18 protein-coding genes are annotated in these 19895 nt (G+C 43.9%); 13 read left to right on the forward strand and 5 right to left on the reverse strand.

All coding sequences use genetic code 11. From position 1 onward, the window contains the following. Positions 1 to 58: 58 nt before the first annotated feature. Both Q4492_RS00430 and Q4492_RS00435 read right to left on the reverse strand, forming a co-directional pair. Positions 59 to 286: an FmdB family zinc ribbon protein gene (locus Q4492_RS00430; protein WP_067868251.1), complete on the reverse strand. Its 228-nt coding sequence runs from the start codon at positions 284 to 286 to the stop codon at positions 59 to 61. 333 nt (positions 287 to 619) lie between these two features. Beyond that, entirely contained in the window at positions 620 to 1063 is a 444-nt protein-coding gene (locus Q4492_RS00435) for an HIT domain-containing protein (RefSeq protein WP_303415200.1), read from the reverse strand. Between the two features lie 138 nt (positions 1064 to 1201). On the opposite strand from Q4492_RS00435, the gene Q4492_RS00440 reads away from it, so the two are divergent. Continuing rightward, entirely contained in the window at positions 1202 to 2335 is a 1134-nt protein-coding gene (locus tag Q4492_RS00440) for a GNAT family N-acetyltransferase (RefSeq protein ID WP_303415201.1), read from the forward strand. Between the two features lie 126 nt (positions 2336 to 2461). Beyond that, positions 2462 to 2929 carry a hypothetical protein gene (locus Q4492_RS00445; protein ID WP_303415203.1) on the forward strand — a complete coding sequence of 156 codons (468 nt, stop codon included), beginning with the start codon at positions 2462 to 2464 and terminating at the stop codon, positions 2927 to 2929. 24 nt (positions 2930 to 2953) lie between these two features. On the opposite strand, the gene Q4492_RS00450 is transcribed toward Q4492_RS00445, so the two are convergent. Continuing rightward, positions 2954 to 3454 (reverse strand): transcription elongation factor GreAB, encoded by a 501-nt coding sequence (locus tag Q4492_RS00450; protein WP_303415204.1) that lies wholly within the window; start codon positions 3452 to 3454, stop codon positions 2954 to 2956. Positions 3455 to 3633: 179 nt separating this feature from the next. Here Q4492_RS00450 and Q4492_RS00455 point away from each other — a divergent pair, with 179 nt between their 5' ends. Next, positions 3634 to 4203, forward strand: coding sequence for a peroxidase-related enzyme (locus tag Q4492_RS00455; protein WP_303415206.1), 570 nt, complete (start codon positions 3634 to 3636; stop codon positions 4201 to 4203). Positions 4204 to 4239: 36 nt separating this feature from the next. Here the strand turns inward: Q4492_RS00455 and Q4492_RS00460 are convergent, their stop codons facing one another. Both Q4492_RS00460 and Q4492_RS00465 read right to left on the reverse strand, forming a co-directional pair. Continuing rightward, positions 4240 to 4941: a response regulator transcription factor gene (locus tag Q4492_RS00460; protein WP_067868235.1), complete on the reverse strand. Its 702-nt coding sequence runs from the start codon at positions 4939 to 4941 to the stop codon at positions 4240 to 4242. Beyond that, positions 4938 to 7838 (reverse strand): cache domain-containing protein, encoded by a 2901-nt coding sequence (locus Q4492_RS00465; protein WP_303415208.1) that lies wholly within the window; start codon positions 7836 to 7838, stop codon positions 4938 to 4940. Before Q4492_RS00465 ends, Q4492_RS00460 begins: the two co-directional genes overlap by 4 nt. A 200-nt stretch (positions 7839 to 8038) precedes the next feature. On the opposite strand from Q4492_RS00465, the gene Q4492_RS00470 reads away from it, so the two are divergent. From Q4492_RS00470 to Q4492_RS00515, 10 genes are all read left to right on the forward strand, one after another. Continuing rightward, complete coding sequence (locus tag Q4492_RS00470; RefSeq protein WP_303415209.1) at positions 8039 to 8839, forward strand: ABC transporter ATP-binding protein; 801 nt, start codon at positions 8039 to 8041, stop codon at positions 8837 to 8839. After that, complete coding sequence (locus Q4492_RS00475; RefSeq protein WP_082792438.1) at positions 8836 to 9597, forward strand: ABC transporter ATP-binding protein; 762 nt, start codon at positions 8836 to 8838, stop codon at positions 9595 to 9597. The genes Q4492_RS00470 and Q4492_RS00475 overlap by 4 nt, the downstream gene beginning before the upstream one ends. Positions 9598 to 9662: 65 nt before the next feature. Further along, positions 9663 to 10871 carry an ABC transporter substrate-binding protein gene (locus tag Q4492_RS00480; protein WP_303415211.1) on the forward strand — a complete coding sequence of 403 codons (1209 nt, stop codon included), beginning with the start codon at positions 9663 to 9665 and terminating at the stop codon, positions 10869 to 10871. A 68-nt stretch (positions 10872 to 10939) separates the two neighbouring features. Beyond that, complete coding sequence (locus tag Q4492_RS00485) at positions 10940 to 11827, forward strand: branched-chain amino acid ABC transporter permease (RefSeq protein WP_067868231.1); 888 nt, start codon at positions 10940 to 10942, stop codon at positions 11825 to 11827. Positions 11828 to 11836: 9 nt separating this feature from the next. Next, complete coding sequence (locus tag Q4492_RS00490) at positions 11837 to 12760, forward strand: branched-chain amino acid ABC transporter permease (RefSeq protein WP_067868230.1); 924 nt, start codon at positions 11837 to 11839, stop codon at positions 12758 to 12760. A gap of 56 nt (positions 12761 to 12816) precedes the next feature. Then, the gene (locus tag Q4492_RS00495) at positions 12817 to 14472 is read left to right on the forward strand and encodes an acyl-CoA synthetase (RefSeq protein ID WP_303415716.1); all 1656 of its coding nucleotides are present in this window, start codon (positions 12817 to 12819) and stop codon (positions 14470 to 14472) included. Positions 14473 to 14533: 61 nt separating this feature from the next. Next, positions 14534 to 15283: an electron transfer flavoprotein subunit beta/FixA family protein gene (locus tag Q4492_RS00500; RefSeq protein ID WP_303415214.1), complete on the forward strand. Its 750-nt coding sequence runs from the start codon at positions 14534 to 14536 to the stop codon at positions 15281 to 15283. Positions 15284 to 15294: 11 nt separating this feature from the next. Then, entirely contained in the window at positions 15295 to 16221 is a 927-nt protein-coding gene (locus tag Q4492_RS00505) for an electron transfer flavoprotein subunit alpha/FixB family protein (RefSeq protein ID WP_303415216.1), read from the forward strand. Between the two features lie 97 nt (positions 16222 to 16318). Further along, complete coding sequence (locus Q4492_RS00510; protein WP_303415217.1) at positions 16319 to 18100, forward strand: acyl-CoA dehydrogenase; 1782 nt, start codon at positions 16319 to 16321, stop codon at positions 18098 to 18100. Between the two features lie 2 nt (positions 18101 to 18102). Continuing rightward, the gene (locus Q4492_RS00515) at positions 18103 to 19731 is read left to right on the forward strand and encodes an electron transfer flavoprotein-ubiquinone oxidoreductase (RefSeq protein ID WP_067868219.1); all 1629 of its coding nucleotides are present in this window, start codon (positions 18103 to 18105) and stop codon (positions 19729 to 19731) included. Positions 19732 to 19895 lie beyond the last annotated feature (164 nt).

Raw genomic sequence — 19895 nt, forward strand, 5'->3', positions numbered from 1 at the left:
TCGGGTCTACACCCAATCGTCTATGAATTAATAACCTATCCAGTACTCTTCGCTAACCTTAGCTAGCGGAGCTGTCCGGTGTACCTGCAAGATTTTTCTTCTTACCGGTTTTAAAATCTGTTTCATACCAACCAGAGCCTGATAAACGAAAGCCCGGTGCTGATACTTTTTTAACTACATCACTGCTTGCGCATGAAACACAAACTGGCGCTGGTGCATCACTTTTAAGAACTAACTTCTCAAATTCGTGACCACAGCTATCACACTTAAAATCAAAGATTGGCATTCGAAATAAGTCCTCAAACTGCTAAGGATAAACCTATTAAAAACGGCGGATTATACCTGAATTATTTGATGGTGACAGGCCCCTACCCGCATTGATCGCAGAAAGAGCTATTTGAAGTGAATTTAACAGAATGAAAGTAACTAAACCTAAGTAGTTTTATAGGTTTCTAGATTATTGGCTTCACAATAGAAGGCCTGCCTTATTATGATCAGAGCCTATATCTAAGCGAATACTTAAATACTTCCCTTACATTAAAAGGCAGAGCCTTAACCCGTATGACGCCAGCTCCTTTAGATGCTCAATATTTTATCCACTAAGCAAACGTCTACAGGTTTAATGAAGTTCAAATGTGAGCTCACCTGCCAATAAGACTTCAAGCTTAGAGCGAACGTCATCTAGCTGTTCAGCCGTGTAAGGTTGCGCAGGAAACTTACCCCAGACCGGCGCAGGCCAAGCTTTATCAGATTCGTAACGCACAATATGATGAATATGAAGCTGAGGAACCACATTACCCAAAGCGGCAATATTCATTTTTTTAGCGGCAAACGCATCAGCAAGATTAGACGCTAAAAAAGAGGATTCTTTCATCAATATACATTGATCTTCATCTGACAGGTGATAAGTTTCGGTGACTCCTGCACGGCGCGGAACTAAAATAAACCAAGGATAGTTCGCATCATTCAACAATAATAAACGACTAACAGGAAAGTCCCCCAATACAATACAATCAGCTGCAAGTTGGGGATGAAGTTCAAATTCAAGTTCTAGCTCATCCATTTTTATGCCCCTATATGCAATGGGGATGACGCCCCATACAATCAAAGATAGACCTATAAATTAGTTTAAAAGGTCACTAACAATCATTATCCTCAAATTAAAGCTTAGCAACTATAAAAGAAAGCGGGTACCAACAATATGCTGGAAATAAAATTCAGCCATAAGATCAGCGATATAGATAAAAACCTATGGAATCAGCTCTCTCCCACTGATAACCCTTTTCTCCGCTATGAGTTTCTTCACGCATTGGAAGAATCAGGCAGCGCCTCCGCTCAATCAGGCTGGCAGCCTATACACCTACAACTACAAGATAACGGTATAACTGTCGCTATTATGCCGCTCTATCTAAAAAACCACTCTTACGGTGAATACGTGTTTGACTGGGCGTGGGCCGATGCTTACCAGCAACATGGGCTCAAATACTATCCTAAGTTGGTCTGTGCCATCCCCTTCTCCCCAGTTATGGGCCCGAGGCTATTAACACAACAAGATCCCGCTCCTTTGCTAGCCACTATTCGCGCCCAAATACCTGTACTCTGCGAGAAATTAGGCGCTAACTCGTTCCATCTCCTTTTTCCAACCGAATATGAAAAGAACCATTTAGCGCAGCCCAAATTAATGTTACGCAAAGGCTGTCAGTATCAATGGTTTAATCAAGACTATAAAAGCTTTGAACACTTTTTAAGCCATTTCACCTCAAGAAAAAGAAAGAATGTAAAAAAAGAACGACAGAAAGTGATCGACCAAGGGATCAGCCATATACAGCTCAGTGGCCATGAGATCAGCCACCAGCAGATCGAGCAGTTTTATGATTTTTACCGTATGACCTACTTAAAGCGTGGACGTGAAGCTTATCTGAACAAAGAATTTTTCTTTAAGTTACAAGAAACAATGCCTGATAACCTTCTCCTTGTTATAGCTATACAAGGGGAGCGCTCCGTCGCTGCAGCCTTATCACTTAAAGACTCCGACACTTTGTATGGTCGCTACTGGGGCTGCTTTGATGAATACGACAGCCTGCACTTTGAAACCTGCTACTATCAAGGCATCGATTACTGCATACAAAACAATCTAAAACGCTTTGATTCAGGAGCCCAAGGTGAACATAAGATCCAACGAGGCTTTCAACCTGTAGCTACCTGGTCTACTCACTACGTAAAAGAGGTGGGCTTTAATCAAGCGATTAAACGTTTTATTGTGGAAGAAACGGCTATGGTGGATGAACAGATGATAGAGCTCAGTAAATTTCTTCCCTTCAAAGCCGATGAGTAATTAAATAGCCAACAATTTCCATTGTTTATGTAGATATGCCACTATCGGAAAACAGTATTTAAATCGGTGTGATGAAGCTATCTATACCATCCGACCGCTAGACAATAAATGGATAAAGGAAGATCAATGAATATTAGCAAAAACCTGTTACTCGCGGCTCTTATCACACCACTAGCGACCTCTGCACTCGCTGCGCCTTCAATCAATAATATGCAGACCTGCCAAGGGGTTATAGATTTTGTTGAATATAAATTGGATTCTGCGCCTGATAAATACCCACAAGAAGATCTAAATGCCGTACGTCTTGGGTTAGGTGGATATGACAACTTTATTCAACAAGAGATCGTAACACCGGGTCTACTTAAATTTAATGGTGGCGATGCAGCCAAAGCCAAAGCGATGCAAAAGCAAGTGGATGAGTATAAAGCCACCATAGTCGGCGGACTTAAAAAGCAATATAAAGACACCCGTTTTTATACCGACTTTGCGGTTGCTATCAACGATTGTGCAAAACAATCAGTACCTGCAGGCCAAGCATTAGAGAACTTAAAAGTTGCCATCAACACGTTAGTTAAACTTGCCAAAATGGGTTAATCATCACCTTCCTAGCGCGATAATTTAATAACACGCTGCTACTTGATAACTCTTTTTATCAGTAGCAGTTCCTATATCAACCTGATCACCAAGCCCTAAGCCCATTAACGCTTTACCTAATGGAGATGAGGGCGTTATTACCATCACCTCTTGACCAAGATTGTGATCACCATATTTCACCTTTAAACCACCGGCTAAACGCCCGATAAGCAGGTATTTCACTGCCCCTATTTCATCCTCAAGCTTAACTAATGAGCCCACACCAATCTCATCGACCTCCTCATCATTGCCTGAAGACTCAAGTAACTGCTGAAACGACCTTAACTCCTCTTCACACGTCATAACCCGTCTTGATTGACCTTCGGCAAGATACGCCGCCTCCAAGCCCAATGTATCGTACTTATTTTCAGCAACGTTCTCTTTATCCGTGGCGCTTTGATGTGCTCGTTCTGCAGCGGCTATAGCGTTTTGATAGTCTCGCTCTAACGCCATAACAACCTGTTTAAGTAATTTATATTTATTCAAGAGAATCTATCTACTTTTTATCAATCTGATTGATCGGTCTTAGACGGAGTATTAAATCATTTCTGGTTACATTTCGTTAGGATTCACTCAACATTGTGCAGCATTTCCTGTTTTTACTCTTAGCTATCTGAATGCATTTATATCAGAGCAAATAAACCCTATAAAAATAAGGAAAGGCCATGTTTAACACAGACGTATGTCGCTATCACTATATCAACCTGAATGATCTACCTGAAGATATTCAGGCGATCATCACCGAAGTACAAGAGAAAACAGGGTTTATCCCTAATGTATTTTTGACCTTAGCTCGCCGCCCTGATGAGTTTCGTGCATTCTTCGATTACTACCAAGCAATCATGAATAGGGAAGCTAATTTGAGCTTAGCTGAGAAAGAGATGATTGTGGTTGCCACCAGTTCAGCAAACGGCTGTCAGTATTGTGTCGTTGCTCACGGTGCCGTGTTAAGAATTATCACGAAACAGCCTATACTCTCTGACCAAATCAGTATTAACCATCACCACAGTGCAATAACTCAGCGGCAAAAATCAATTCTCGATTTCAGTATGAAACTATGTCGTACACCGGAGCAGATTAACGAAGAAGATTATAACCATCTCTACAAACAGGGATTAGATGATGAAGATATCTGGGATATCTCCAGCGTCTGTGCGTTTTTTGGTCTATCAAACAGAATGGCGATTATAAGTGCGATGCAGCCTAATCCTGAGTTTTATACGATGGGTCGATAAACCTAAAGGTAGCGTCACCTAAAAGCTAAGGTGGCGCTACTGCCATTTAACCTCCGTCGTTAGCATATAACCAGCCCCATAAACGGTTTTAATCAACTCTGGATGCTGAGGATCTGACTCAATTTTCTTCCTCAAACGAGACATTCGCACATCAATGCTTCGATCATAGGGAACGCAATTTTCCCCCAATAGCTGATCTCTAGATAAAATCTGAAAAGGATGTTTTAACAGGGCTAACAGCATATCCCCTTCCGCTCGACTTAACGACTCACTGTATTGATCTCGGCTTAAATGAAGCGACTCTGGTTGAAATTTCCAATTCGCAAATAGTGCTTGTTTAGGACACTGAGCCGATTGCTGTTTCTGTTTTTCAAGACGGCGATGTAAGCTTTGTACCCGCGCCACTAGCTCCCTAGGTTCAAAAGGTTTAGTAATGTAATCATCTGCACCAAACTCTAGGCCTAAAACACGATCAGCTAGACCATCACGGCCAGACACAATAATCACCCCAACCGCCTTATGCTCTAACTCTTTTACTAACTGCATACCATCAATATCTGGCAAGTTCAGATCAACAATACAGATCTCCGGCAACTGACGATCTAAAGCAGCAAATAACTGTTCGCCATTAGCGCAATATTCCACTTGATAACGGTAACTACTCAAGGAAGAACAAATCAACGTCCCTAGATCTTCTTCATCTTCAACAACGTAAATTAATGGACTGTATCCATTCATGGATTATCCTTCTTATTCTTATCAACTAACTCGGGCGAGATCGCCTGTGCTAATGCATCTGCATCAAAAGGTTTTTGTAACAAATTAAAATCAAAATCGGTTTCAGGAGGGTTCTCCGTGTAACCGGTCATTAAAACAACAAAAGCATTTGGGTGCTGCATTTTAACCAGCGCCGCAACATCGTAGCCATTCTTATGACCTGGCATCACTACATCGGAAACAACACCACTAACCCTCTCTAATCCAGCCAGCAACAACGCAGCCTCATCGCCACTATTAGCTTCAATAACAACAAACCCCATGTCCGTTAATTGCTTACGCACTAATTGACGTAGATCTTGGTTATCTTCCACCAACAAAACTAAAGCGCGATCCCCTTTTGCTGAAAAAGGAGATCTGACTACGGCCTGCTGGTCCACCTTACCTTCAGATTCAATACCTAGCGTTGCAGGCAGTAAAAGATCTATCTGAGCGCCCGTTTCCCCTTCATGAATATCGCATCGATTACGTATGCGCAGATAACCCTTCGACTGTTTTACAAAACCATACACCATACTTAAGCCCAGTCCTGAGCCAGCTCCGGTACCTTTAGTGGTAAAAAACGGCTCATAGGCTTTTTTAAGCGCTTTTTCCGTAAACCCATCCCCTGTATCGGTAATACAAATTAAAACATACTCACCCGCCGCTACCGCTTCATCAAATCCGCCACTGACAATATCTGACGCGGTAGATGTTGTACCCGAAACGGTTAAACACAACACCCCTCCCCGACTCATTGCATCCACTGCATTCAATACTATATTAACTAAGGCATCTTCCATTTGAGCAGCATCAACATAAACATCCGGTGTTTCGGGCTTAATCTCGGTCAGTAAATTGATATTATCTGGCAATGGTGCCGCCAATAAATCAACGAGCTCATGGATTAATCCGCCTAATTTAATACGTGCAGGAGGTAACGATTGTCGACGAGAAAAAGCCAATAACCGTTTTGTCATATCAGCACCCCGCCTTGTCGCACGAATAGCTGGACTCAAGTTATCTTGTAGTTCTTCCGGTATAGATTTATGCCGTTGAAGCTCAAGCAAATTACCTAAGATAATAGTCAATAGATTATTAAAATCATGAGCTAATCCGCCTGACATCTGACCTACCGCTTTCATTTTGCTGACTTCAGCCAAACGCCGTTCCGTTTCCCGCTCATGGGTAATATCGATAGAAAGGTTAAGAAAACCAACCACTTTTTTCTGATCATTATAAAACGGCAATACAGTTCGACGGGTTAGCATCTCTCTGTCTTGTTCCTGAAATAGGTACTCATATACTTCAGTTTGCCCTTCAAGAGCCCGTTCTATATTCGGCCGAATCTCTCTATACATATCATCGCCAACCACCTCTTTAAGAGTTTTCCCCTCAATCTCATCTTTACTCTGATTGAATAAATCTAGGTACTCACGGTTAGCAAAGACAAAGCGCTGTTCTTTATCTAAGTATGCAACTTGAGCCGGTAGCGCATTAAGAATAAGTCGCTGCCGCGTTTCAACTGCACGTAATTCTGTTTGAGCCAACTCCATAGAGAGAACAGCATCACGTAACTGGTAGTTGGATTCAGATAACTCTTTAGTACGCGCTTTTACACGTGAATTAAGGGTATTAATATTATCCCGCAGCTGATCAACCATATAATCAAACGATTCAGCTAAAAGGCCTAACTCATCATTACGATGAATACCTGTCTTCGCAGAATAATTACCTCGGCTGATTTTATAAGCTGTCGATGAAAGCTTCTTAATAGGCGAAGTCAGCCACTCAGCAAATAGAAAAGCGAGAACAATAGCGGCAAGTAATGCAAAGAACCCCATCGCCATCAGCCGCTGACTTAATTGTACTGAGCTCGCTTTAAGGTCATCCAAATAGACGGAGGAACTGATATACCAATCAAAGCCCGATAAATGACGTACTAAAGATAGTTTTTCATAAATGTAATTGCCCTGATCATCGGGCCGGTCCCACTTATAGTAAAGTTCCTTACCCGAATCAGCCACGGCCATAAGATCCTGATAGATCGGTTGCTGTGTAACGGGGTTAAGCTGCTTTGTAAAGTTAGTTCCATGGATATTCTGGTTGGGATGAAATAGCATATTCCCTTCTGAGTCAAAGACATATAGATAGCCATTCGTTGCAATTTTTACATTTTTTAATGCTTTATTAATCTCAAAAATTGCGCGCTGCTTCTGTAACTCAACTTCATTCTGAATATCATCAATATAAACACCCGCCCCCATAATAAAGCCCCACTCAGAGAAGTCTTTTACATAGGAGTATTTATCAATCACTTTGGTATTATTATTCAGGCGCTGCCATTTATATTTATAAAACCCTTGTTTATCCTCACGCACTTTATCTAATATTTCAGGAATAATAAGCTTACCCTCAGGGCCTATAACCCTCGACATGCTCTTATTATTGAACTCACTATCGGGGTGAGATAACAGGCGAGCATCATAATCAGCGATCCAAATATAATCACCATTACCAAAGTCAAATTCACGTAGATCAGCAAACACTTTCTGCCAAACTTGCTCATCACTTAATCCCGTAGTTTGCCCATCTCTCAAGCTAACCTCTATATGTTTTTCAGCGATATCTAATACTGACTTTAATCGCTGCTCATGGGAATTAAGGGTGTTATCTATATAGGTTTCTGTACTGGCGTACATACGGTTTGCCAAATCATAAACAATATTTAGCACTTGGCGATTAGAGTGCAGCTCTAAGCCAAAGACATTTTCTTTTATTAATGGAACCGTTAGCCAATAGATCGAGCCAAAGATGCTGCCGATCAACACAAGCAGCATTAAAAACAAACGGATAGTAATAGAAGCGTGGCGCTGCATCAGTAATTCATCTTCCCATCATTGCTCAACAACTCGAAGAATGTAACACAAAGTTACCACTCTCAACTCGCTTGTTACATTTGGTTAGATTCTCAAAATAGTTGAGCAAGATTTAAGCTTTAATCTGCTGTTAATAAAAATAACAGCAGAAGCCTGATCAACATTTCACAGTGACTTCGGCCAGAATAGAGTAGCAAGCGATGACCCAGCCAGCACAGGATTTCATTCTTGAAACCCGTAATCTGACAAAAGCCTTTAAAGGTTTTACAGCAGTCGATGATGTTAATCTGAATATCCAACGGGGACATATTCACGCTTTAATAGGCCCCAACGGAGCAGGTAAAACGACTGTCTTCAATTTATTAACAAAGTTTCTTCAACCAACCTCTGGAAAAATTCTGTTTCAAGGTGAGGATATTACACCATTGAAACCAGCGGCAATTGCCCGTAAAGGTGTGATCCGATCTTTCCAGATCTCCGCGGTATTTCCTCACCTAAGTGTTTTAGAAAATGTGCGTATCGCGCTACAACGTAAAGAAGGCAATAGCTTTCATTTTTGGCGTTCGGAAAAGATTCTTAATCGTTTAAATCATAAAGCTCTCGCGCTACTGGAGTCTGTAGGTTTAGAAAGCTTTGCGAACACTGTAACTGTTGACCTTTCCTATGGCCGTAAACGGGCATTAGAGATTGCAACAACACTCGCCGTAGAACCTGAGTTAATGCTACTGGATGAGCCGACTCAAGGTATGGGTCATGAAGATGTGGGCTTAGTATCCGACCTGATTAAAAAGGTATCTAAAGATCGCACTATTTTGATGGTGGAACACAATCTTCATGTTGTATCTAAACTCGCAGATCGGATTACTGTATTACAACGGGGCGCTATTCTAACCGAAGGTGATTATGCGAGTGTTTCTGCCGATGCCCGCGTCCGTGAAGCTTATATGGGTACCGCAGCAGACGATGTAGACACTAAGCAAACAGCGGAGGTGGCATCATGATCGAGCACGCATCAAGCCATAGCGAATCTATTGCTAACCCAGCCTTCCACGCCAGTCACCGAGAAAAAATTCGCATTAATAACTTACATGCATTTTATGGTGAATCACACATTTTACATGGCATCGACATGACCGTGAATCAAGGAGAACTCGTGACCCTATTAGGTCGCAACGGTTCCGGTCGTTCTACCACGCTTAGAGCCATTATGAATATGGTAGGTGAACGCAGCGGGCAGATTGTGATTAATGGTCATGAAACTATCGCTATGCCTGCCCATAAAATTGCACATATTGGCTTAGGCTTCTGCCCTGAAGAACGGGGTATTTTTGCCAGTCTTAATGTGGAAGAAAACCTAATGTTACCGCCGAATGTACGCTCTGATGGGGTCAGCCTTGAAGAGATCTACGACATGTTCCCAAACCTCTACGAACGCCGCACAAGCCAAGGCACTCGCCTTTCTGGTGGTGAGCAGCAAATGCTGGCCTTGGCCCGCATTCTACGCACCGGCGCAAATATCCTACTCTTGGATGAGATAACTGAGGGTCTCGCCCCCGTCATTGTGCAGAAACTGGGCGAGGTCCTTAGGAACCTCAAAGAGCGCGGTCTTACCATTTTATTGGTTGAACAGAACTTCCGTTTTGCAGCACCTATTGCCGACCGTCATTACGTGATGGAACACGGCCACATTGTGGAAGAAGTACACGCCAACGAATTGGAAGCCAAAACTGAACTACTTAACACCTATTTGGGCGTCTAGCCCTTGGTTATATCACTAACTGTTTCCCAACAGAAAATAAAAACAAACCAAACCGGAGTCAGAAAATGAAAAGAACCAACACATCAGTTTTATCTACCGTTGTATCAGGCGCAATCGCCGCAACCATGATTTGTAGCGCTCAAGCAGCCACAGATGGTCAGGTGAAACTGGGCATATTGGCAGATATGGGCGGTACCTACGCAGATATTTGTGGTTCAGGCTGTGTTATTGCAGCAGAAATGGCGATTGAAGATTTTGGTGGAAGTGTACTAGGAAAACCCATTGAAATGGTCAGTGCGGATTCCCAGTTAAAACCGGATGTAGCTTCTGCGATTGCCCGTAAATGGGTAGAAGATGAAGGGGTCGATACCATTGGAGGCTTAGTCTCTTCCGCGGTATCCGGCGCAGTATCAAAGGTAAATGCGGACAGCAAAAATATCACCTTAATTTCGGGTTCTGCATCAAACAGCTTCACAACAAAAGCGTGTAACCCATATAACGTGCATTGGACATATAACGTAGTTGCACTCGCCAACGGTACCGTTAAACCTATGGTGCAAGCGGGCAAAAAGAAATGGTTCTTCATTACCGCAGATTACAGTTTCGGTCATGCACTTGAAGGCATGGCCAGTAAAGTTATTAACGAAAATGGTGGCGAAGTTCTCGGTAATGTTCGTGCGCCACTCGGTACAACAGATTTCTCCTCTTACATTCTGCAGGCCCAAGCCTCTGGCGCAGATGTCGTTGCTCTAGCCAACGCGGGTAACGATACAGTTAACGCCCTAAAGGCAGCTGCTGAATTTGGCCTAACGGAACAGATGGATGTAGCTGGTCTACTGGTTTTTACACCTAATGCACAAGCGATGGATCCAGCTACCGCAGGAGGCATGCGCCTTACATCCGGCTTTTACTGGGATATGGATGATGAAACACGAAAATGGAGTAAGCGCTTTGAACAACGTCATGGTGCGATTCCAAGCATGATCCACGCAGGCGTTTATTCAGTCACAACCCACTATCTAAATGCGGTTAAAACAGCAGGAACTGACGACTCCGATATTGTTATGAAAACAATGAAAGAGACAAAACCTAGCGACTTTTTTGCCCGTAACGCAACCCTACGCCCAGATGGCCGCATGGTACATGACATGCTTTACGTAGAGATTAAAAAGAAAGAAGAGCGTAAAGATAAAAACGATATTTATAAGATTATTAAAGTGATTCCAGGTAACGAGGCATATAGCCCTATGCTACCTCAGTGTAACTTTTCCTGATCGGTTAGCGGCTCTGAAAAGAGCCGCCTTTATCGCTCTATATAGTTCAGAAAGGTAATTTTTCTGTTATGGCTACACTCTTTGATATTAATCTATTTGCCCTGTTTGGCCAGTTACTGGTCGGACTGATTAACGGCTCTTTTTACGCCCTGCTTAGTCTAGGATTAGCAATCATCTTCGGGCTATTAAAAATCATCAACTTCGCCCAAGGCGCTATGTATATGCTGGGTGCCTTTATTGCACTCCTTGCGTTGAAATATATGGGTATAAACTACTGGTTTGCACTCATCCTTGTTCCTTTAACGGTTGGCTTGATTGGCATTCTCATGGAACGTTTTCTAATCCGTCCTATCGCCAATGAAGATCACCTTTACAGCTTATTGTTAACTTTTGGTCTTGCTCTAATAATCCAAGGGGTATTTACCCATGCTTTTGGTTCTTCCGGCTTGTCCTACGCTGTACCAGACGCATTAAAAGGCGGCACAAAGCTCCCTTTCATGTACCTACCTAACTACCGTGCTTGGATCATTATTGTGTCAGTCCTTGTCTGTGCTGGCACATGGTGGATGATCGAAAAAACTAAACTTGGTGCTTACCTACGTGCTGGCACTGAAAACCCGCAACTGATGCAAGCCTTCGGGATCAATGTGCCGCTCATTGTCACTCTTACCTTTGGCTTTGGAGTGGCTTTAGCCGGTTTTGCTGGCGTTATGGCAGCCCCAATCTACTCGGTATCACCTGATATGGGATCCAATATTCTAATAACCGTCTTTGCCATCGTTGTTATTGGCGGCATGGGGTCTATAGGGGGAGCCATTATTACCGGCTTAGGCATGGGTGTTGTCGAAGGACTCACTAAGTACTTCTATCCAGAAGCCTCTAACACCGTGATTTTTTTAGTAATGGTTATTGTGCTGCTACTAAAACCCGCGGGTCTTTTCGGTAAGGAAGCTTAGGAACCTATTATGAATAATATGAAACTTAATCTCTGTCTTCTCGCCCTAGCTTTGCTAGCACCAACGCTGCTCTACCCTGTTTTTCTGGCCAAAGTGCTTTGCTTTGCTCTGTTTGCCTGCGCCTTTAATCTGTTACTAGGTTTTGCTGGCCTACTCTCATTTGGTCATGCCGCTTTTTTAGGAACCGGTGGCTATGTTACCGGTTACTTAATGATCCACAGTGGCTTAACCCCTGAAGTTGCGATTCTCCTAGGTACAATTGCAGGAGGCTTGCTGGGTGCGATATTCGGCAAACTCGCAGTCAAACGTGAAGGCATATACTTCGCCATGGTGACATTAGCGCTGGCACAACTGATCTTTTTCTTCTACTTACAAGCACCATTCACCAACGGTGAAGATGGCTTACAAGGCGTTCCTCGCGGTGCTCTATTCGGTTTAATTGATCTATCCGATAATATGGTTATGTATTACTTCGTGCTGGTTATCTTTATCGCCGGTTATTGGTTAATTAATCGCACCATTCACTCTCCATTTGGCCAAGTACTTAAAGCCATTCGTGAAAACGAAGATCGCGCGACCTCTTTAGGTTATGACGTCAACCATTACAAATGGTTAGCCTTTGTGATTTCAGCGGCACTAGCCGCTCTTGCAGGATCAACAAAAACACTCGTATTTGAACTCGCCTCTCTGACAGATGTGCACTGGCACATGTCTGGAGAGGTCATATTAATGACCTTAGTCGGTGGGGTCGGCACTATTTTTGGCCCCGTATTAGGTGCCGGTTTTATTGTCACTATGCAGAACTACCTATCAGGTGGAGAGATGGGTAACTACATCCACATTATTATGGGTGCAGTATTCGTCATCTGCGTACTTAGCTTCCGTAGCGGCATTGTTGGCCAACTCATGAAGTTTAAGCGCAATAACTTTTAAGCGTAACACTAATTTCGGCTACTGGGATAACAACAAACATGGAGAGCATCGTGAATATAAATGAAAACAATAACGAATCTGCCTTCGAAACAGATCTGGATAAAAACCAAGCCAACTACGCGGCACTGACGCCTATTACATTTATTCAACGGGCGGCCAGTGTCTACCCTAACCGAACGGCAACAGTACACGGCGATACCCGTTATAGCTGGTCTGAAACTTACACACGTTGCAAACGTTTAGCCAGTGCGCTGCATGAATATGGTGTCAAACCTGGGGAAGCGGTCTCCATTTTGGCCCCAAACCTACCCGAGCATTTTGAAGCTCACTTTGGCGTACCTATGTGTGGTGCAGTGCTAAACTCAATCAATATTCGCCTTGATGCGGAAGCGATCGCGTTTATTCTGCAACATGCAGAAAGCAAAGTACTTATCACCGACAAAGAGTTTAGTGACGTTGTTAAAGTAGCTCTTACACTTGTCGAGAACAAACCTCTAGTTATTGATATAGATGATCCCTATTGGCAACACGGCGAACTTATTGGCGATTTGACCTATGAAGCTTTTTTGCAAAAAGGCGATGAAGATTTCACCCCCTACTCCGTTAAAGATGAGTGGAATGCGATAACTCTAAACTACACATCAGGTACTACAGGGGATCCTAAAGGCGTTGTGTATCACCACCGCGGTGCATACCTAAACGCCATTAGTAACGCTATATCTTGGGGAATGGAGCAACATCCTGTTTATCTCTGGACACTTCCTATGTTCCATTGTAATGGCTGGTGCTTTCCTTGGGGTATTGCGGCTATGGCAGGGGTTAACGTTTGCTTACGTCATGTCCGTGCAGATCATATCTTTAACCTAATTAAACAAGAAAAAGTAGGTTATTTCTGCGGTGCTCCTATCGTATTAAATATGCTTAATTCTGCCGATGATGACCTAAAAACCGGTATAGAACATCAAGTTAATGTAATGACTGCAGGCGCTGCACCACCTGCATCAGTGATCTCAGGTATGGAAGCTCTAGGATTTAACGTCACTCATGTTTACGGTCTAACCGAAACCTACGGCCCCTCTGTAATTTGCGCTTGGCACGATGAGTGGAATGACAAGCCTTTAGATGAAAAAGCGCGTCTTAAATCTCGACAAGGGGTTCGCGCCCCAATGCTTGATGGCTTGATGGTTGCGGACCCAACAACAATGGAGCCGGTTCCTCAAGATGGCGAGACTATGGGCGAGATTTTTATGCGCGGCAACTTAGTGATGAAGGGCTATCTTAAAAATCCAGACACCACTCACGCAGCCTTCGAGGGTGGATGGTTCCACTCCGGCGATTTAGCTGTATGGCATCCAGATGGATATGTAGAAATCAAAGATCGTTCGAAAGATATCATTATCTCCGGTGGCGAGAATATATCCAGTATTGAAGTTGAAGATGTGCTCTATCGCCACCCGATGATTCAAGAAGCCGCCGTTGTTGCTAAAAGTAACGAGAAATGGGGGGAAACCCCTTGTGCCTTTGTCGCCTTAAAAGATCTCGATCGAGAGGTTACCGCACAGGAAATTATCTCTTTCTGCCGCGAGCATATGGCCCACTTTAAAACGCCAAAAGATATTATTTTTGGCCCACTGCCTAAAACATCGACAGGAAAAATCCAAAAATATTTACTCCGCGACAAGGCCAATTATTCAGACGAACAAGATAGTTAAGAACATGATTAAAATAACCTCAGTGGATTCAACACCCCTGAGGAATAATAGAGGTACCGAAATGAAAATATTAGTCGCTGTAAAACGCGTTATTGATTACAACGCCAAAGTGCGGGTTAAAGCTGACAATTCAAATGTTGACTTAAGCAATACCAAAATGGCGATAAACCCTTTCTGTGAGATCGCTGTTGAAGAAGCCATTCGCCTTAAAGAAGCAGGTAGCGCTCAAGAGGTAGTTGCAGTATCGGTTGGGCCCAAAGCCTGTCAGGAACAGATTCGGGCAGCACTCGCCCTCGGTGCAGACCGTGGTATTCAGGTCGAAACCGACGATAACCTTGAATCACTAAATGTGGCAAAACTGTTAGCTCAAGTTGTCCGCGATGAACAACCCGATCTCATCATTATGGGTAAACAAGCCATCGATTCCGATAACAACCAGACGGGACAAATGCTATCGGCACTACTCAATATGCCACAAGGTACTTTTGCTTCAGAGATCAACCTTCAGGAAGGTGAAGTCCAAGTTATCCGCGAGATCGATGGCGGCTTACAAACCCTTGGCCTTACCCTACCCGCCATTATCACGACAGACCTTCGTTTAAATGAACCTCGCTATGCATCACTACCCAATATTATGAAAGCGAAACGAAAGCCACTGGCAGTTGTTACCCCCGAAACTTTAGGGGTTGAGCTAAAACAGCACAGTAAATTGCTTAAAGTTACTCCTCCAGCTGAACGCAGTGCTGGCATATTAGTAAGCAGCGTTGATGAACTGATCGAGAAACTCAAAAACCAAGCGAAAGTAATTTAAGGGGTGAACAAATGGCTATTCTAATTATTGCTGAACATGATAACTGCACCCTTAAAGGTGCCACACTCAATACCGTAACAGCCGCGGCTCAAATGGGCCAAGACCTCCACCTTTTGGTTGCTGGCTCTAATTGTCAAAACGTGGCCGATGAAGCGGCTAGTGTCGAAGGAATTAGCAAAGTACTACTTGCTGACAACTCTGTTTATGCTCATCACCTCGCAGAGAATACGGCACAGTTAATCAGTCAATTAGGTACGGCTTACAGCCACATACTAGCGCCTGCAACGAGCAACGGGAAAAACATTTTGCCTAGAGTGGCAGCGCTACTTGATGTAGGGCAGATCTCAGATATTACGGCGGTGGAATCCGCAGATACTTTCCAACGCCCTATCTATGCAGGCAATGCCATTGCGACACTCCAGTCACTCGATAATATTAAAGTTATTACCGTCCGTGGTACCGCCTTTGAAGCGGCATCTACAGGTAACGATGCACCTATTGAAAATGTGGATCTACAGATTGAAAGTAACCTCTCTAGCTTTGTTTCAGAAGAGATAGCGCAATCGGACCGTCCTGAATTAACCGCAGCAAAAGTGGTTATATCCGGTGGCCGAGGTATGGGAAATAGCGAGAACTTTACTCTGTTAGAACAGGTCGCTGACAAACTAGGTGGAGCCGTTGGCGCTTCCCGTGCAGCGGTCGATGCAGGCTTTGTCCCTAACGATATACAAGTTGGGCAAACCGGCAAGATTGTTGCCCCTGATCTCTATATTGCGGTCGGAATCTCCGGTGCAATCCAACATCTTGCAGGGATGAAGGATTCGAAAATCATTGTCGCCATCAATAAAGATGAAGAAGCACCCATATTTTCCGTAGCAGACTATGGACTAGTAGCCGACCTGTTTGAAGCAGTACCTGAGCTTGAACAGAAACTATAACCCTTTATTCATGTACCACCCCTGCTTGACCTTAAGAGGCTTGGACTACGTAAAACCGTTTCCAGTCTAAGCCTCCTTTTTAAAAAAGAGGATCGTTATGAGCACTTATACTCCCCCGTTGAAAGATGCCAGCTTTGTACTGGATCAACTCATCGGACTCAACCAGCTTTGTGAAAAGCTGCAATTAGAAGATATTAATACTGAACTAGCCACCGTCATTATCGAAGAAGCCGGCAAACTGGCTTCAGATATACTCGCCCCTCTAAACAGCGTTGGTGATGAAAAAGGGTCATCGGTTTCTGCCGGTAAAGTACAAGAAACTGCTGGTTTTGCCGACGCTTACCAACAGTTTGTAGAAAATGGTTGGGCCACACTAACCGGTCCTGAAGAGTTTGGAGGACAGAACCTACCTAATGTTATAGGTACGGCCGTTAATGAGCTTTGGCATTCATCAAATATGTCTTTCGCACTCTGCCCAATGCTAAGCCAAGGTGCTGTCGAAGCCCTGATCGCCCATGGTAGTGAAACACTCAAAGCGCACTACCTCCCACCACTTATCAGTGGTGAATGGACAGGTACAATGAACTTAACCGAACCAAATGCAGGCTCAGATCTTGCAGCGGTTGCAGCTAAAGCTAAACCTGAAGGTGATCACTACAAAATTAGCGGCCAAAAAATATTTATCACATGGGGGGATCACCAAATGACCTCCAACATCGTTCACCTTGTACTAGCCCGGCTGCCTAATGCTCCCGCCGGAGTAAAAGGGATCTCCCTCTTTATCGTCCCAAAATATTGTTTAGATGAGCAGGGCCAACCCGCTGAATTGAACGATGTTAGCTGCATCTCTTTAGAACATAAAATGGGGATTCATGGCAGCCCAACTTGCGTAATGAGCTTTGGCGATAACGACGGAGCGATTGGCTACCTCGTCGGCGAAGAGAACAAAGGCTTAAGCTATATGTTCACCATGATGAACCATGCCAGACAAGCTGTTGGCTTACAGGGTTTATCTATCTCAGAACGAGCCTATCAGCAAGCGCTGCAATACAGCCAAGAACGTTTTCAAGGTAGTCGTCGTGATGGCCAAAAAATTGCCATCATCGATCACCCCGATGTGCGCCGCATGCTAATGGCTATGAAAGCAGGTAATGAAGCCATGCGCGCACTCGCTTACAGTGCCGCCGCAGATATTGATCACGCCCATAGTGGCGATGAAGCAGCCAAAGCCAGAGTAGAGCTATACACACCTATTGTTAAAGGTTGGATGACCGAATTAGCGCAAGAACTAACCTCACTTAACATCCAAGTACACGGTGGCATGGGTTTTATTGAAGAAACCGGCGCAGCACAGCACTATCGTGATGCCCGTATTCTTCCGATCTATGAAGGCACTACAGGTATCCAAGCACTCGATTTAATCGGGCGTAAAACTTTATTTGATAAAGGCATGGCCCTTAAAGCACTACATGCAGATATTAATGAAACACTCAATCAACTCACAGCCTCCGATAACAAACAACTGCAGGCCCTTCAACACCCACTAAAAGTAGCCTTAGAAAGTGCTGTATCAGCCGGTGATTGGATTCTAGAAAATACGGCCGATGATCCACAAACCATGGGTAATGTTAGTTTTGATAACCTGATGATGATGGGTTATTTAACCGGTGGCTGGTTATTGGCTCGCAGCGCCCTTTTAGCGAACAAACTAATCACACAAGAAAACCCTTACGGGGACCCCTTCTTACAAGGAAAAATTGCAACCGCCAGTTTTTATGCAGAACACTATCTACCGCGTGTTAAGCAACATGCCGATACGGTACTCACCGGCCTATCCAATACGTTTGCATTAGATATAGAGCAGATGCAGGGAGTGTAGTTATGGAACATGAAGTGATGGAGTTCGACGTCCTCATTATTGGTGCGGGTCCTGCTGGCTTGGCCAGTGCCTGTCGACTGAAGCAACTAAACCCAGAGCTAAATGTGTGCGTCGTAGAAAAAGGTTCAGAAGTTGGCGCTCATATACTTTCAGGCGCTGTTATTGACCCTAAAGCCTTGAACGAACTATTCCCTGATTGGAAAGAGATGGGCGCACCCTTAACAACAGCCACAGAACAGGATGAAATCGTCCTGCTAAAAGACAGCACCTCTTCGATAAAAATTCCACATTGGATGGCACCGAAGAGCATGCATAATCAAGGTAATTATATTGCCAGCCTCGGTAATTTCAGCCGCTGGTTAGCAGAGCAGGCAGAATCCTTAGGGGTAGAGATATTTCCTAGCTTTGCCGCCTCTGAAGTTGTATACGATGATAATGGGCGCGTAAAAGGCATCCTAACCGGTGACATGGGTGTAGGCAGAGATAATATGCCTAAAGATAACTATATGCCGGGCATGGAGCTTCACGCCCCTTTCACTATCTTTGCCGAAGGCTGCCGAGGGCATTTAGGTAAAGCGTTAATCCATAACTTCAACCTTGATAAAGATAAAGATCCGCAACATTACGGTATAGGCCTAAAAGAACTCTGGGACATTGATCCTGCTAAACATCAACAGGGACTCGTTATCCACGGCTCAGGCTGGCCTTTACATGGTGATACTAGTGGTGGCTTTTTTCTCTACCACCTAGAAAACAATCAAATAGCCGTTGGCTTAATTATCGATCTTAATTACAGCAACCCTTGGCTGAGTCCATTTGATGAGTTCCAACAACTTAAACATCACCCAATGATTTCCCAATACTTGGAAGGCGGTAAACGCGTATCTTACGGTGCAAGAGCGATCACTAAAGGGGGCTACAACTCGCTTCCTAAAATGCAATTCCCTGGTGGGATTCTGATTGGCTGTGATGCAGGAACGCTAAACTTCTCCCGTATAAAAGGAGTTCACACGGCCATGAAGTCAGGCATGATAGCGGCGGAAGCGATTAATAACGCCTTAAAAAGTAGCGATAAAGAAGCTGAAACATTCGATACTCTTTATAAGGAAAGCTGGCTGTATAGCGAGCTATTTAACGCGCGAAACTTTGGCCCCGCTCTGCATAAATTTGGCCCTTGGATTGGTGGCGCTTTTAACACCTTAGATCAGAATATTTTCAACGGAAAGATACCGCTGACACTTCATGACCGTCAAGAAGACCACGCTAAATTACTGCGTATAAGTGAAAGTAAAAAGCTCACTTATCCTAAACCGGACGGAAAACTATCCTTCGATAAACTCTCCTCTGTATTTTTATCCAATACAAACCATGAGGAAGATCAACCTTGTCATCTACAACTAAGCAAAGAGGATATTCCTCTTACCGTAAATATCCCTTTATATGATGAACCTGCACAACGTTACTGCCCAGCAGGAGTCTATGAAGTCATCGAAGATGAGGCTGGTAAAAAACTGCAAATTAGTGCACAGAACTGCCTACACTGTAAAACCTGTGACATTAAAGACCCTTGTCAAAATATTCAGTGGGTTCCACCAGAAGGCGGAGGAGGTCCCAACTATCCAAATATGTAACCGTTAAAGCCGCCCGTAAACGAATCATCGGAAACCATTTATGGTTTCAAGGCTCGGTGCCTTCTTGCCCTCTTCTGGAGGGCCTTTTTATGGGCCATACTTGCCGACGACTTATCAGAAATATCCCCGCACTCTATGGTTCTCTGCTCAGCAACCCCGTATCA

It is taken from the genome of Neptuniibacter sp. 1_MG-2023 (genome assembly GCF_030547185.1).
Classification (GTDB): domain Bacteria; phylum Pseudomonadota; class Gammaproteobacteria; order Pseudomonadales; family Balneatricaceae; genus Neptuniibacter.